17 protein-coding genes are annotated in these 14,711 nt (G+C 61.3%); 10 read left to right on the top strand and 7 right to left on the bottom strand.

Translation table 11 applies throughout. From position 1 onward, the window contains the following. The first annotated feature begins 35 nt into the window (after window positions 1-35). The 8 genes from V9T28_RS01240 (at window position 36) to V9T28_RS01205 (ending at window position 7,868) form a co-directional block, all read left to right on the top strand. Window positions 36-2,636: a TIGR02302 family protein gene (locus V9T28_RS01240; protein ID WP_158554768.1), complete on the top strand. Its 2,601-nt coding sequence runs from the start codon at window positions 36-38 to the stop codon at window positions 2,634-2,636. A gap of 58 nt (window positions 2,637-2,694) precedes the next feature. Continuing rightward, the gene (locus tag V9T28_RS01235; RefSeq protein WP_116400410.1) at window positions 2,695-2,889 is read left to right on the top strand and encodes a twin transmembrane helix small protein; all 195 of its coding nucleotides are present in this window, start codon (window positions 2,695-2,697) and stop codon (window positions 2,887-2,889) included. 11 nt (window positions 2,890-2,900) lie between these two features. Beyond that, a complete protein-coding gene (locus tag V9T28_RS01230) occupies window positions 2,901-3,473 on the top strand; it encodes a cob(I)yrinic acid a,c-diamide adenosyltransferase (RefSeq protein ID WP_116400409.1) in 573 nt (190 codons plus the stop codon). 173 nt (window positions 3,474-3,646) lie between these two features. Further along, window positions 3,647-4,261 (top strand): hypothetical protein, encoded by a 615-nt coding sequence (locus tag V9T28_RS01225; RefSeq protein ID WP_116400408.1) that lies wholly within the window; start codon window positions 3,647-3,649, stop codon window positions 4,259-4,261. Window positions 4,262-4,349: 88 nt separating this feature from the next. After that, window positions 4,350-5,039 (top strand): rhomboid family intramembrane serine protease, encoded by a 690-nt coding sequence (locus V9T28_RS01220; RefSeq protein WP_116400407.1) that lies wholly within the window; start codon window positions 4,350-4,352, stop codon window positions 5,037-5,039. 130 nt (window positions 5,040-5,169) lie between these two features. Continuing rightward, window positions 5,170-5,916 carry an electron transfer flavoprotein subunit beta/FixA family protein gene (locus tag V9T28_RS01215; RefSeq protein WP_116400406.1) on the top strand — a complete coding sequence of 249 codons (747 nt, stop codon included), beginning with the start codon at window positions 5,170-5,172 and terminating at the stop codon, window positions 5,914-5,916. 2 nt (window positions 5,917-5,918) lie between these two features. After that, window positions 5,919-6,857 (top strand): electron transfer flavoprotein subunit alpha/FixB family protein, encoded by a 939-nt coding sequence (locus V9T28_RS01210; RefSeq protein ID WP_116400405.1) that lies wholly within the window; start codon window positions 5,919-5,921, stop codon window positions 6,855-6,857. A 129-nt stretch (window positions 6,858-6,986) separates the two neighbouring features. Then, a complete protein-coding gene (locus V9T28_RS01205) occupies window positions 6,987-7,868 on the top strand; it encodes a 3-hydroxybutyryl-CoA dehydrogenase (protein ID WP_116400404.1) in 882 nt (293 codons plus the stop codon). A 235-nt stretch (window positions 7,869-8,103) separates the two neighbouring features. Here V9T28_RS01205 and arsC read toward each other — a convergent pair whose 3' ends face one another. From arsC to V9T28_RS01180, 5 genes are all read right to left on the bottom strand, one after another. After that, window positions 8,104-8,523, bottom strand: coding sequence for an arsenate reductase (glutaredoxin) (gene arsC, locus V9T28_RS01200; RefSeq protein ID WP_116400403.1), 420 nt, complete (start codon window positions 8,521-8,523; stop codon window positions 8,104-8,106). Continuing rightward, the gene (locus tag V9T28_RS01195; protein WP_116400402.1) at window positions 8,520-9,215 is read right to left on the bottom strand and encodes an aquaporin; all 696 of its coding nucleotides are present in this window, start codon (window positions 9,213-9,215) and stop codon (window positions 8,520-8,522) included. Before V9T28_RS01195 ends, arsC begins: the two co-directional genes overlap by 4 nt. Before the next feature lie 5 nt (window positions 9,216-9,220). Further along, window positions 9,221-9,748 carry an arsenate reductase ArsC gene (locus V9T28_RS01190; protein WP_116400401.1) on the bottom strand — a complete coding sequence of 176 codons (528 nt, stop codon included), beginning with the start codon at window positions 9,746-9,748 and terminating at the stop codon, window positions 9,221-9,223. Next, the gene (locus V9T28_RS01185; RefSeq protein WP_116400400.1) at window positions 9,741-10,097 is read right to left on the bottom strand and encodes an ArsR/SmtB family transcription factor; all 357 of its coding nucleotides are present in this window, start codon (window positions 10,095-10,097) and stop codon (window positions 9,741-9,743) included. Before V9T28_RS01185 ends, V9T28_RS01190 begins: the two co-directional genes overlap by 8 nt. 146 nt (window positions 10,098-10,243) lie before the next feature. Further along, on the bottom strand, window positions 10,244-10,606 hold the full coding sequence (locus tag V9T28_RS01180) for a cupin domain-containing protein (RefSeq protein ID WP_116400399.1): 363 nt from the start codon (window positions 10,604-10,606) through the stop codon (window positions 10,244-10,246). A 201-nt stretch (window positions 10,607-10,807) separates the two neighbouring features. Here V9T28_RS01180 and V9T28_RS01175 point away from each other — a divergent pair, with 201 nt between their 5' ends. Further along, on the top strand, window positions 10,808-11,356 hold the full coding sequence (locus tag V9T28_RS01175) for an HNH endonuclease (RefSeq protein ID WP_116400398.1): 549 nt from the start codon (window positions 10,808-10,810) through the stop codon (window positions 11,354-11,356). Between the two features lie 6 nt (window positions 11,357-11,362). On the opposite strand, the gene V9T28_RS01170 is transcribed toward V9T28_RS01175, so the two are convergent. Continuing rightward, on the bottom strand, window positions 11,363-11,866 hold the full coding sequence (locus V9T28_RS01170; RefSeq protein WP_116400397.1) for a GAF domain-containing protein: 504 nt from the start codon (window positions 11,864-11,866) through the stop codon (window positions 11,363-11,365). 68 nt (window positions 11,867-11,934) lie between these two features. Next, window positions 11,935-13,812 (bottom strand): molecular chaperone HtpG, encoded by a 1,878-nt coding sequence (gene htpG / locus V9T28_RS01165; RefSeq protein ID WP_116400733.1) that lies wholly within the window; start codon window positions 13,810-13,812, stop codon window positions 11,935-11,937. A gap of 538 nt (window positions 13,813-14,350) precedes the next feature. On the opposite strand from htpG, the gene V9T28_RS01160 reads away from it, so the two are divergent. Next, a complete protein-coding gene (locus V9T28_RS01160) occupies window positions 14,351-14,677 on the top strand; it encodes a DUF2794 domain-containing protein (RefSeq protein ID WP_445242176.1) in 327 nt (108 codons plus the stop codon). The last annotated feature ends 34 nt before the right edge of the window (window positions 14,678-14,711 follow it).

The raw sequence follows: 14,711 nt of genomic DNA, 5'->3' as shown, positions 1-14,711 counted from the left end.
GGACTTGAAGCCAAAGGAAACGATTGGAGACCGGTGTGGGGTCAGGCGAGACGAGATCAAAAGCCGCGGATTTGCTGCGCAAACTCGCCCTGCGCGCCCATGTCGTCCTGACTTTTGAGCGCCTGTGGCCGCTCTTCGTGACCCTGACCAGCTGCGCCGTGCTGTTCGTGACGCTGTCCTGGGCAGGGCTGTGGCTTGCCTTGCCGGCCTGGGGTCGCATCGCCGGGGTCGCCCTGTTCGCGCTTTCTATCCCTTTGATTTTTTACATTTTCCTGCGATCTGGGTGGCCGACCTATACTCAGGCGCTGCACCGCATCGACCGCGATTCTGAGATCCCGCATCGGCCGGCCAGCACGCTCTCCGACCAACTCGCGAATCGCACCGACGACCCGGCGACCGCTGCGCTCTGGGCGCTACACCAGCGGCGGATCGCGATCGCCGCACAAAATCTCACCTTGGCGCCCCCCTCACCGCGCATGGCGCACAAGGATCGCTATGCGTTCCGCGCAATCCTGTTCGTGGCCCTGGCCGCCTCGGCCTTCCTCGCGGGGCCGGAGAAAGTGGACCGGATCGCTGCCGCCTTCGACTGGAGCGGCGACGCCGCCACGGCGGCAAGTTTCCGCTTCGACGCTTGGATCGACCCACCGCTCTATACCGGCAAGGCGCCGATTCTTTTGAATGATAAGCAGAGCCAGGCTGGCGCCTTGAACGCGCCGCGGCACCTGCAGGCCCCCGAGGGCTCGATCCTGGTCATCCGCTCGTCCGAGGCAAACGGGCTGAATGTGAGCCCGAGCGGCGGCGCCGTGACGGCTGCGGCAAAACCGGCCGATGGCAAAGCCGCACCGGCGGGCGAATATCGCTATGTGCTGAAAAGCGACGCCAAGGTTGGTGTGAAGCACGGATTTTCGACCCTCGCCGATTACGACATCGAGGTCATTCCCGACCACCCGCCGACCATCACCTTGCTCGGAAAGCCGGTGCCCGACCTGCATGGCGGGCTGACCGTGCGCTATAAGACGAACGACGATTACGGTGTCGTCAGCGCCGAAGCGCGGTTCAAGAACCCGATCATCGGCAACCGCAAGATCACCGGGCGGACCCTGGTGGATCCGCCGAAAGCGGATCTGGCCCTGCCGTCGGCGCCGGGCGGGCTGGGCGACGGCGAAACCACGATCAATCTGACCGATCACCCATGGGCCGGCGCGCGGGTGACCATGGTGCTGGTGGCGCGCGACGATCCGGGCCAGGAAGGCCGCAGCGAAGAAGTCACGGTGCAATTGCCGCAGCGCACCTTCACCAATCCCTTGGCCAAGGCGCTTGTTGAGCAGCGGCGCAATCTGATCCTCGATCCCGACAACGCGGCCCATGTCGGCAAGGCGATCGCCACCCTGATGCTGGCCCCGCGGGAAATGGGCACGACCAGCAGCATCTATCTCGGCCTTGCGACGGCGCAAACCCGCCTCGACCATGCCAAGACCGATGCCGATTTGCGCGATGTGGCCGATTTCCTCTGGGCGATGGCGCTCGATCTAGAGGGCGATTCCACCTCCTCCGCACTGCAAAACCTGCGCGCGGCCGAACAGGCCTTGCGCGACGCGCTGCAGAACGGCGCCTCGGACGAGGAAATCAAGCAACTGATGAAACAGTTGCAGGACGCCATGGACGCCTATATCGCGGATCTGAACCGGCGTCAGGCGAATGGCGAGAAATTCGACGATTCCGAACTGAAGAAGCAGCAGATCATCACCCAGCAGGACTTGAAACGGCTGATGGACCGCCTGCAGGAATTGTCGCAATCGGGCAACCGGGTCGATGCGCAGCGCATGCTCGACCAGATGGAAAACATGCTCAACAATCTGCGCGCCGCCGGCCCCGGCGCGCCGGGCGACAATATGGATCGCAACATGAACGAGGCGATGAACGACCTCGACAAGATGCTGCATGATCAGGAGCAATTGCGCGACGACACCTATCGCCAGGGCCAGCGCAACCAGAACCGCCAGGGCATGGGGCAAAACCCGTTCGGCATGCCCAACGGGCAGACTCCCAACGGCCAGGGGCAGCAAGGCAAAGGCCCGAACGGCATGGCCGGCAATTCCGGCTCGTCGGGTCAGCAAAGCCTCGACCAGCGCCAGCAGGATCTGCAGCAGCGGCTCGATGACCTGAAACGCAGGATGAAGCAATTGGGGATGAAGGGCGTGCCCGATTTTGACGAGGCGCAAAAAGGCATGGGCGACGCCGAGAACGCGCTGAAGGGCGGACCGGGCAACGAGCGCCAGGCGCTCGATGCGGAAGGCCGCGCACTCGATGCTTTGCGGCGCGGCGCGCAGGCGCTGAACGACCAGATGGAAAAGCAGAGGGAAGGCCTGAAAGACGGGCCGAACGGCCAGGGACAGCAGAACCAGAGCGCGAACGGCATGGACGGGCAAGGCAAACCGACCGACCCGCTCGGCCGCACCTTCTCGAAAGACGACATGTCGCGCGGGGTCGCGACCGGCAACGGCAATACGAGCGTCGAAGCGACGCCGGCGCAGCGCGCCATGAAAATCATCGAGGAATTACGCAATCGCCTCGGCGACCGCAGCCGGGCGCAGGAGGAACTCGATTATCTTGAGCGGCTGATGCAGCCGTATTAAGGATGGTGGCGTACCGTCGGCAGGAAGCTTTGGCGGCGAACGATAAAAAAGGCTCTCAGTGTCCCTGTTTTCCGGCAACGGCATCGTCGCGCTCGCGGTCTTCGCGGTCTTCTGCGTCCTCGTGATGGGCTTCATCAACATGTTCCGCGGCGGCAGCGCCAATACGTCGCAAATGCTGATGCGCTGGCGCGTCACCCTGCAATTCATTGCGATCATCATCATCGCCCTCGTCATCATGTTCCGTAAAAGCTAGGGCGCGCTGCCATGGTCAAGCTCAACCGGATTTACACGCGCACCGGAGACAAAGGCACCACGGGCCTCGGCGATGGGCAGCGGCGCCCCAAATACGATGTACGGGTTGCGGCCTTCGGCACGGTGGACGAGGCCAACGCCGCGGTCGGACTGGCGCGATTGTCGGTGACGCCGCAGGTCGATGCGATGCTCGCACGCATCCAGAACGACCTCTTCGATCTCGGCGCCGATCTCTGCACGCCCGACACGGGCGCGAAACTCGAGTATGAGCCCTTGCGGATCATCGACGCGCAGGTCGAGCGGCTGGAGCGGGAAATCGATGAATTGAACGGCGAATTGAAGCCGTTGCGCTCGTTCGTCCTGCCCGGCGGATCGCCAGCGGCGGCGCATCTGCATCTCGCCCGCACGATCGCGCGGCGGGCCGAGCGGCTGATGGTCGAGCTTGCGGCGCGGGAGAACGAGACCGTGAGCGCGCCGGCGCTGAAATACATCAACCGCCTCTCGGATTTCCTTTTCGTCGCGTCTCGTTATGTCAACGACAAAGGCGCCAAGGATGTGCTGTGGGTGCCAGGGCAGAATCGGTAGCGAGCCCATTCCACCTTTGCACTTGATATTGCGGGAGAGCCGTTTCGCGCATCGCGGCCGCCTTTTCTCCTTCCTGGTTTTAGCACAGGTGTGCCGGCGCACAGGAAAGCCCCTCCATCCAGTATAGCAATTCGGCCTTGGCAAACCGGCAATCCGGATACTGGAGGGAAACGATGACAGCAGCGACTTTTCTCGTGCGGGCGCGGAGCTTGGTGGGTGACGCTGACAACTGGCGCGACAGCGCTGAAAAGGTCCTCTTCTGGGCGCAATGCTCGCTGCGGCAGCCCGGCGTCAATTGGTACAATGACCAAGCTTTTGCTCTCGTCGATCGCTGCTTCAAAATCAAGGAGCACACATTCGATTTCATGATCCGCAGAGACCTCGATGCCATCAAGGTCGTCTATCGCCAAATCGCGGATTTCTACGGGACAGTGAAGGGTGGAACGGAATATCTCAACGTCGGCCCCGCCATCCGCCCCAACGACATGGCCTACGCCAATGTCGGTGGCTGGGCAAAGAAGGATAAGACGGGCTTGACCTTTGTGCTGGCGCGCTGCGACAATCCGCCGACGGACGATGAGACGCTCACCGACATCATCATGCACGAGAGCGTGCATTTTGCTGGCGGCATCGATCATTTCAACATCGGCGGTGATCCAAATAATCCTGCTTACGGGACCAAAGTGTTCACACTCAACAATAAGCAGGCTTTAAAGAACGCTTCGACCTATTCCTATTTCGCTTATCTGGCCCGCATGCCTAACATCCAGTGGGCGACTGCAACCTAGGTCGTGGTGACGAAGAACAGCCGGTAGCCCTCGAGTTGCGAAAGCGCCTGCACCCGTGCGACATTGCGGGGCTGACTTCGGGGGCTCGATGTTTCTTCCACTGCATGACAACGTGCCGTTGCGCCATGTGCGCGAACCTTTCGCCAACTGGGTGCTGCTGGCGTTGAACGTTGCGGTTTATGCCTGGATCGCCAGCGGCTATGCCGGCAGCAATACGCAGATCGACATGTCTTTCGGCATCATTCCGTCGGTGCTGCTCAATCACGCCGATCTCACCGGCGCGACCCTGCAGATGTCGCCCAAATGGACGCTGCTGACCAGCCTGTTCGTCCATTATTCCTTCTGGCATCTCGCCGGTAACATGCTGTTTCTTTATGTCTTCGGCGACAATATCGAGGACGCCATGGGGCCGTGGCGCTATCTGTTGTTCTACGTCGCTTGCGGGATTTCGGCGGGCCTCTTTTATGCCTGGTGGGAACCCGATTCCGATGCCCCCCTGATTGGTGCCTCGGGCGCGATTGCCGGCATCGTCGCCGCCTATCTCGTCCTCTATCCGCGCGTGCACGTGCTCGGCCTCGTGTTCAACTGGCTGCCGCTGTCCATTCCCGCTTGGCTCTGCCTCGGCTTCTGGATGCTGTTACAACTCGCCGAGGCGGTTTTGGGCCACGGGGACGAGGTCGGCTGGTGGGCGCATGTCGGCGGCATTCTAGCGGGTGTCGCGTTGATCGGATTGTTCAAGTACCGCGATGTGCCACTGTTCAGCCCCGAGGACGAATAGGGCCCGAGCGCATCGGTTTTTTGCGTGAACCGCAGGGCTGATCCATGCGGCGCGCTCCGTTGACTTGCGCGCAAGGCCCCATTACGGATTCTCCGGTTTTAAGGTTTCAGCGCGACAGGGAGCGCCCGCAATGAAGATTCTGGTGCCCGTAAAACGGGTCGTCGATTACAATGTGAAAATCCGGGTGAAGCCCGACGGCTCCGGCGTCGAACTCGCCAATGTCAAAATGTCGATGAATCCGTTCGACGAAATCGCCGTCGAAGAGGCGCTGCGTCAGAAGGAAGCAGGCAAGGCAACGGAAGTCGTCGTCGTGTCGATCGGTCCGGCGCAAGCCTCCGAGACGCTGCGCACCGGCCTCGCCATGGGCGCCGACCGCGGCATTCTGGTCAAGACCGACGCGGCGGTCGAGCCGCTCGCCGTCGCCAAGATCCTCAAGGGCGTCGCGGAAGCCGAAGGCCCGGGCCTGATCATCCTCGGCAAACAGGCGATCGACGACGATTCCAACCAGACCGGCCAGATGCTGGCGGCTCTGCTCGGCTGGCCGCAGGGCACCTTCGCCTCCAAGGTCGTGATCGAGGGGAGCAGTGTGGAAGTGACCCGCGAGGTCGACGGTGGTTCTCAGACCGTGGCGCTGAAGGGCCCCGCGATCGTCACGACCGACCTGCGCCTGAACGAGCCGCGCTATGCCTCGCTGCCCAATATCATGAAGGCGAAGAAGAAGCCGATCGATGAGAAAACCCCGGCGGATTACGACGTCGATGTCACGCCGCGCCTGAAAGTGCTGAAGACCACCGAACCCGCGACCCGCAAGGCCGGCAAGAAAGTCGGCTCGGTCAGCGAACTCGTTGCAAGCCTCAAAGAAGCGGGAGTGATTTGAATATGGCGACCCTCCTCCTCGCGGAACACGCCAACGGCCATCTCAATGATGCGACCGCCAAGGCTTTGACCGCCGCCGCCCAACTCGGCGCGCCGGTGCATATCCTGGTCGTCGGCCAGACGATCGGCGACATCGCCGCAGCCGCCGGCAAGCTCGCCGGCGTCGAAAAGGTGCTCGCCGCCGATGACGCCGCCTACGCGCATGACCTGGCCGAGCCGGTCGCGGCGCTGATCGTCAGCCTCGCGCCCGCCTATGACGCGATCATTGCGCCGGCTACCGTTTCGGCCAAGAACATCATGCCGCGCGTCGCTGCCTTGCTCGACGTGATGCAGGTGTCGGAAATCACCAAGGTCGAGAGCGCCGACACGTTCGAGCGGCCGATTTACGCCGGCAATGCGATCCAGACCGTGCAGGCGACCGACGCCAAGAAGGTCATCACCGTGCGCACCGCCGCCTTCCCTTCGACGGCCGAAGGCGGCTCGGCTGCTGTCGAATCGGTTGCGGCGGCAGCGAATCCGGGCATTTCGGAGTTCAAGAGCGAGGCGGTGGCCAAGTCTGACCGTCCCGAACTGACCTCGGCCAAGATCATCATTTCCGGCGGCCGCGCCATGCAGAACGCCGAGAATTTCAAGACCTATATCGAGCCGGTCGCCGATAAGCTCGGCGCCGCCATGGGCGCGTCGCGCGCCGCGGTGGACGCGGGCTATGCCCCGAACGACTGGCAGGTCGGCCAGACCGGCAAGGTGGTCGCGCCCGATCTCTATATCGCGGTCGGCATTTCCGGCGCCATCCAGCACCTCGCCGGCATGAAGGATTCCAAGGTGATCGTCGCGATCAACAAGGACGAGGAAGCGCCGATCTTCCAGGTCGCCGATTATGGCCTCGTCGCGGACCTCTTCCAGGCCTTGCCGGAGCTGAACGAGGTCCTGAGCAAAGGCTAAACCAAGAAGATGAATGGACCGCGGCCGGGATGTCACGGTCCATTCAAGTTAAGGCTTTACGGGCTGCGAACATGCCGTATGATCGCGGCCCTATTCTTGTATTAAAAAAAGTTGGGTTGGCAGGTTTCCATGATCGGCGAGATTCGCAAAATTGGGGTGATCGGTGCGGGGCAAATGGGCAACGGCATCGCGCAAGTCTGCGCGGCGGCCGGCTTCGAGGTGCTGCTGAACGATCTCACCGAGGAAAAGATCAACGCCGGGCTTGCGACGATCAACGGCCACATGGCGCGCATGGTCGCGCGCGGCCAGATGACTGAAGACCATCGCAAGGATGCGCTGGCCCGCATCCAGCCGGCGGCGGGCTTTGCCGATTTCGGCGATGCCGACCTCATCATCGAGGCCGCGACCGAGAACGAAGGGGCCAAGCGCAAGATCTTCCAGGCTCTGTGCCCCAATTTGAAGCCGACCGCGGTGCTCGCGTCCAACACCTCCTCGATTTCGATCACCCGGCTTGCGTCGGTTTCGGACCGGCCGGAGCATTTCATCGGCATTCATTTCATGAATCCGGTGCCACGCATGCAATTGGTCGAGCTCATCCGCGGCATTGCGACCGAGGATGAAACCTTCGACGCCGCCAAGGCCTTCGTCGCCAAGCTCGGCAAGACCGTCACGGTCTCCGAGGATTTCCCGGCCTTCATCGTCAACCGCGTGCTGATGCCGATGATCAACGAGGCGATCTATACGCTCTACGAAGGTGTCGGTTCGGTCGATTCCATTGATACGGCCATGAAGCTCGGCGCCAATCATCCGATGGGGCCGCTGCAGCTCGCCGATTTCATCGGCCTCGACACCTGCCTCTCGGTCATGCAGGTGCTGCACGAAGGCCTCGCCGATTCCAAGTATCGGCCCTGTCCGCTGCTGGTGAAATATGTCGAAGCCGGCTGGCTGGGACGCAAAACCAACCGCGGTTTTTACGATTATCGTGGCGAGCACCCCGTTCCGACCCGCTAACATATTGATATTAATATAATAATCGCTCTATTAGTTTGTTCCCAAAAAATTTTCGACCCGCCGCCTCCAGCGCCCGGATAGCAAAGCCCGCACGATTACCTTCCTACCGCCGCCGCAGCCGCAGCTGCTGCGCGCCAATCAGATGGAGCGGACCATGGGGTTGAACCCTTATCTCTGAATAGAACAGATAGAGAACTTTGTCCAGATTTTTCCGCAACCGGCCCTATCATCCGCCTCACGATTCATTTCGCGGCGGCGCCTCGACGACCTCGCCATCTTCCTTCACGAATCGGCCGATATGGGGATTGGGCAGGATGTCGAGCACCGCTTCCGAGGGCCGGCAGAGCCGCACGCCTTTCGCCGTCACGACGATTGGCCGGTTGATCAGGATCGGATGCGCCATCATGAAATCCAGCAACTCGTCATCCGACCATTTCGGGTCGGCAAGGCCAAGCTCCGCATAGGGCGTGCCCTTCTCGCGCAGCAGCGCCCGCACGGGAATGCCCATGGCGGCGATCAAGTCCTTGAGGCGCGCACGGGTCGGCGGATTCTGCAAATATTCGATGACCACCGGGTCTTCGCCGGCTTGGCGGATCATCGCCAATGTGTTGCGCGACGTGCCGCAGGCGGGATTGTGATAGATAGTGATCGTCATGGCTTGGCCTCGGCGTTAAGCGGCTGGGTGGCGTCAGATTGCTCGCGTAAGAGCCATCCGGCAAAAGCGAGTGCGCAGAGAGCCCCGAGCAATTGCGCGGCGATGAAGCCCGGCAGATCGGCGGGCCGGATGCCGGCAAAAGTATTGGTAAAGGCACGTGCGATGGCGACTGCCGGGTTGGCAAAAGACGTCGAGGCCGTGAACCAATATGCGGCAGTGATGTAGAGCCCAACCAACCATGGCACGGACGCTCGCGCAAAACGGAGGGCGGCGAGAATCGTAAAAACCAAACCAAAAGTCGCGACCCATTCGGCGAACCATTGCGCGCCGCCGGTTCGGATTTTCGTCGAGGCATCGAGAAGCGGCAGCGCAAACATGACGTGCGCGGCAATTGTGCCGACAATGCCGCCGACGATCTGAGCCAAGGCGTACATGATCGCCTCTTGCGCCGAAAGCTCGCGCCTGAACGCAAAGACAAGCGAGACGGCCGGATTAAAGTGCGCGCCCGATATCGGCGCGAGAATGGTGATCAAAACGACAAGGATGGCCCCGGTCGGAAGCGTGTTGCCGAGCAGCGCCAGCGCCGTGTCCTGCGTCAACGACGACGCCATGATGCCGGAACCGACCACGGTTGCGACGAGTAGCCCGGTGCCGAGCGCTTCGGCGGCAAGGCGTTGAGGAAGGCTGAACATGCTGCTTAGCCCGCCTTTGCTGCAACTGAAGTGGACCCTTTCGAGCGACCGATCTCGATCAGCCGCCTGCCGAGCGACAGTTTATCGATGCTCTCGATCGGCAAACTAAGGAAAATCGAAATGCGATTCTTAAGGTAGCGGAAGGCGGCGTTGAACTCGGCTTCCTTTTCGATATCGGTGCCGTTGACGGCGGCCGGATCCTCGATGCCCCAATGGGCAGTCATGGGTTGTCCGGGCCAGACAGGGCAAGCTTCGCCGGCGGCATCGTCGCAGACCGTGAAGACGAAATCCATCGAGGGCGCGCCGGCTTGCGCAAATTCGTCCCAACTTTTGGAGCGAAAGCCATCCACCGGATAGTCGTATGCGCGCAAGACTTTGAGAGCCAAAGGATTGACGCCGCCCTTGGGCACGCTTCCGGCCGAGAAGGCGTTGAACCGCCCCGCACCATCCTTGCGCAGGATGGATTCCGCGAGGATGGAGCGTGCCGAATTGCCGGTACAAAGAAACAAGACATTGTAAGCTTTATCAGTCATGAGCGGCTCCTTGTGGCGGGCAACAGGGAACGAGGTCGGCAATCAGCGGAGCACATAGATCCGGGCGGCCGTGACAGCAATCATTCACGAGGAACACCATGACCTCGCGGAAGCGGGCAAGATCGGCTCGGTAGATAATCGAGCGGCTCTGCCGTTCGCCGGACACGAGACCGGCCCGAGTCAGAACGGCAAGATGCGTCGACATGGTGTTTTGCGGAACGGCCATGAGGCGTGCGAGTTCCCCAGCAGGCACCCCCTCCGGCTCCCGGCGCACCAATTCTCGAAACGTCTCCAGCCGGGTTGGCTGCGCGAGCGCTGAAAGAGCGGCAATTGCTTCAGATGAATCCATATATCCAGAATAACAGATATATTGATGAAAGCAATCTCTGTGTCGATATAGCTATGCGCTCGCCATCCAGCTTGCCTACTATTTCTGGACGGTGGCTGTGCATTGACGGGCGCTGATGTCTCTTCGTTGCGCCTTCGCCGCACCGTCTAAATCCGCACGCCCTGCGGCGCGGTGAAATGCTCATCCACCACATTGCCCGTGTTCCGCACGCCCGCCGGCTCCAGAATGAGCACCTCGGCTTCCTCATCCGCCGCGGTGCGGTGTTCGACCCCGCGCGGCACGACGATCCCCTCGCCCGGGCCCAATTCGGCGACATGGTCGCGAAATTCGACCCGGAAGCGGCCGCGCCAGACCAGGAACAATTCGTCAACATCGTCATGGTGATGCCACGGAAAGACGCCTTGCACTTTGACAAGCTTCAGCTCCTGGCCGTTCAGTCCGGCCACCACTTTGGGGCGCCAATGCTCTGAAAAAGAAGCGAATTTTTCCCTCAAGTCGAATTTGTGCATACAGATCTCCGTAACGCGGCTTTTTGCTCCGGCAACGGTGCTAAATATCTCACACGTCTTGCACAATTTGCAAAATGCCGAGCCGCCGCCTTCACAAAGCCGTCATCCTCCCTATACATTATGCGCAGCAGGTAAAGGTGATGCTGCGAATCACTTCGCGGCCTTGGGGAAGCGATTGTTGTGACGGTGCATGTCCAACCCATGGTACCGCCGGAAGCTTGTCCGGCCCTCGTGCTCAACGCCGACTTCAGGCCGCTGAGCTACTACCCGCTGTCGCTCTGGTCTTGGCAGGACGCGATCAAAGCGGTGTTCATGGATAGGGTGAACATCGTCTCAGAATACGACAGGCGGGTGCATAGTCCCACATTCGAAATGCGCCTGCCCTCGGTGGTCTCCCTAAAAACTTACGTCAAACCGTCCCGATTTCCCGCCTTCACCCGTTTCAACGTCTTCCTGCGCGACCGCTTCTCCTGCCAATATTGCGGCGCCAAACACGATCTCACCTTCGATCACGTCATCCCGCGGTCCAAAGGCGGGCTCACCACCTGGGAGAATGTGGTCGCCGCCTGCTCCCCCTGCAATTTGAGAAAAAGCGATTTATTGCCCGCCCAAGCGAAAATGTGGCCGGCCATCAGGCCCTACCAGCCCAGCGTCAACGACCTGCACCAGAACGGACGCTCCTTCCCGCCGAATTACCTGCACGACAGCTGGCTCGACTATCTCTACTGGGATTCGGAACTGGAGCCGTAGGGTGGCTCAATCCGCGGCACCATAGGTCGCCGCCACATAGATTTCGGCCAAAGCCTCGATCCCGGCCTGATCCTCGCGATCGAAGCGGCCCGGCAGCGGGCTATCGAGATCGATCACGCCCAGGATGCGGCCCTCGTGCTTGAGCGGTACGACGAGTTCGGAGCGGGACGCATCATCGCAGGCGATATGGCCCGGAAACGCGTGGACATCCTCGACCAGCATCGTTTCTCCACGCGCAACGGCCGTGCCGCACACGCCGCGGCCGATCGCGATGCGCACGCAGGCCGGTTTGCCCTGGAACGGGCCGAGCACCAATTCCTGCTCCGTGTGCAGAAAATAGAATCCCGCCCAGTTCAAATCCGGCACCATCTGCCAAATCAGCGCCGACATATTGGCGGCATTGGCGATGGCGTCCCGCTCCCCGTGCAGCAGCCCGCGCGCTTGCCCGGCGAGGTCGCGATAAAACGCCGGTTTGTCGTCGTGCTGGATCGCTGTCGCGCGAAAGGACATGTCGAAACGAAGCTCCGAAACCGCAATGCTCGCATCCGCCGATCATGCGACCGGCGGATGCGTTTTTCTTAACCGAATGCCTTGGCCATCACGCGCGTCAGGCGCGTGGCGAAGGCTGCGGCATCCGCCGGCTGGTCGCCGTCGAGAATGCGCGCCTCGTCCATCAGCAGCCAGGCGGCATCGCTGATAAACTCCTGATCCGCGCCCTCGCCAAGACGCTTCGACAATTGCGCGATCAGCGCATGGGTCGGATTGATTTCGAGCACTGGCTTAGCGGCGAAAATCTTGTCCTGGCTGCTCGCCAGAATGCGCTCGAGCTGGCGGTCGTAGCCTTGCTCGCCGGCGACCAGGCAGACCGGGCTTTCCGACAGGCGGTCGGAAATGCGCACGTCCGAGACCGCATCGCCCAGCGTCTCCTTGACGAAGCCGAGCAATTTACCGACATCCGCCTCGGAGCCAGAGCTTTCGGGCGCCTTTTCGCCCTCCTTCAGCGGCACGTTCTTGATGTCGGCCGCGCCTTGGGTGATCGACTTGAACGGCTTGCCCTCGAAGCCCGCCGCCGTCGTCACCCAGAAGGAATCGACCGGATCGGACAGGAGCAGCACCTCGATGCCGCGCGCGCGGAAGCCTTCCAATTGCGGGCTCGAGGCGAGGCGCTTCGCATCGTCGCCGGTCAGATAATAGATCGCGGTCTGATTCTCGCGCAGGTCCTTCACATATTGGTCGAGCGTGCGTTTCTCAGATCCGGCGGTCGTGGTGAAACGCGCGAGCTTGAACAATTGGTCGCGCTTCTCGGGGGCCTCATAGAGCCCTTCCTTCAGGACAGCGCCGAAATTGTCCCAGATGCCGGCGAATTTCTCCGGCTCGTGCTCGGCCAGCTTGGTGAGCTCCTGCAGCATGCGATTGGTAACGCCGGTGCGGATCGCGTTGAACACAGCGCTCTGCTGCACCATTTCGCGCGAGACATTGAGCGGCAGGTCGGCGGAATCGGCGACAAGGCGCACGAAGCGCAGCCAGCCGGGCAAGAGATCGGCATCCTGGCTGATCAGGACGCGCCGCACATAGAGCTTGGCGCGGCCCTTGCGCTGCGGATCGAACAGATCGAACGGGCGAGAGCCCGGAATGAAGGCGAGCACCGAATATTCATGCCGGCCTTCCGCGCGCCAATGGACGGTGAGCGCCGGCTCGTCGAACTGGCGCGCAAGCTCGCGATAGAATTCGGTATATTCTTCCGCCGTGATTTCGGATTTCGGTTTGGTCCAGAGCGCGACGCCGTCGATGATGCGGCGCGGTTCGGCGCCGGGCGCGTCAATGAGTTCCACCGGCACGGCGATGGCGCCCGAATGCTCGCGCACGATCCGCTCGACCGTATTGGGTTCGAGATAGGCATCCGACTGCGCATTGAGATGCAGGATCACCTTGGTGCCGCGATCGAGCGCTTCGATCGGGGCCAAGGCTTCGGTCTCATAGGTGCCCTGGCCGTCCGAGGTCCAGCGCCAAGCCTCGGTATAGCCGGCGCGGCGAGTTTCGACCACAACCTTATCCGCCACCATGAAGGCCGAGTAAAAGCCGATGCCAAACTGGCCGATGAGTTCAGCCCCCTTGGCGGCGTCCTCGGCCGAGAGCCGATCGAGAAAGGCGCGGGTGCCGGAACTCGCGATGGTGCCAAGCGCCATGACGAGATCGTCATGGCTCATGCCGATGCCGTTGTCGGTAACGGTGAGAAGCCGCGCCTCCTTGTCGAGGCTGACTGTGATGACGAAGGGCCCCTCGGCGGCAAGGCCCGGATTGGCCTGGGCTTCGTAGCGCAGCTTCTCGCAGGCATCGGCGCTGTTGGAGATGAGCTCACGCAGGAAAATGTCGCGGTCGGAATAGACGGAATGCACCATCAATTGCAGCAGCCGGGCGACATCGGCTTGAAAAGCATGGGATTTTGCGGCGGTCATGGTCGCGTCGGTCACGAAAAGGGCCTCGTTTGACGAAAGATCGGATGCGACCCGTCATATCGCGGCTGCGCGACGCAGTTTCAAGCCTCAAGAGGCGTGGAAGCGCATAAAAAAGGACCGATGCGAGCGGGGGCTCTGCATCGGTCCGCGTTGTCTCGCCTTCGAGTGGCACTGAAAAAGCTAATGTGCTTTTTCTTGGCTCAACGCCCTTCTTCGGAGGGGCTGGGGGGCTGACGAATTCCGAAGAAGAATAAACCTGCCTTCGAGACAACTTGAGGGCATATAGCTCCCGCACTGGGGCGGGTCCTTGACCAGAAAAGGGCAAAACTAAGGTATTTACATTTTCCCAAAAACATTTGCCTTCCTATGATCGGGGGCCATGCTTTCGGGGAGTTTGGCCCGCAAAACACTCTTGCTGGGAATCGCTCTTGGGTTCATGATGCCGTCATAAATCCTCGATCAGGAGGCGCTTTTGAGCGATCTTGAACCGCCGTATCAGGATGTCCGGTCAGGGCCGGACGGGGCGAGGAGCGATGTCATTACCCCCTTCCCCACCCAAACCACGACACAGACCACTTTCGACCGCCGCGAACTGAGTGAAATCCTCAATATTTACGGACGCATGGTTGCGGCCGGTGAGTGGCGCGACTACGCCATCGATTTTCATCGCGACAAGGCTGTCTTTTCCATATTCCGCCGCGCGTCCGAAGTACCGCTCTATCGGATCGAAAAAAATCCCGCCCTCACTCGCAAACAAGGTGCCTATTCGGTCATCGCCGCGACGGGCCTGATCCTGAAACGCGGGCCGGATTTGGCCCGCGTGCTGCGTGTGTTGGATAAGTCGTTGAAACTGGTGGTGAGCTGAACCGACGCTGGATCGAAGGAACGGAGCGCGGCCT

Source organism: Methylovirgula sp. 4M-Z18, assembly GCF_037890675.1.
Lineage (GTDB): Bacteria > Pseudomonadota > Alphaproteobacteria > Rhizobiales > Beijerinckiaceae > 4M-Z18.
Note: the sequence above shows the minus strand (reverse complement) of the source record. Positions and strands in the feature narration are given on the sequence as shown.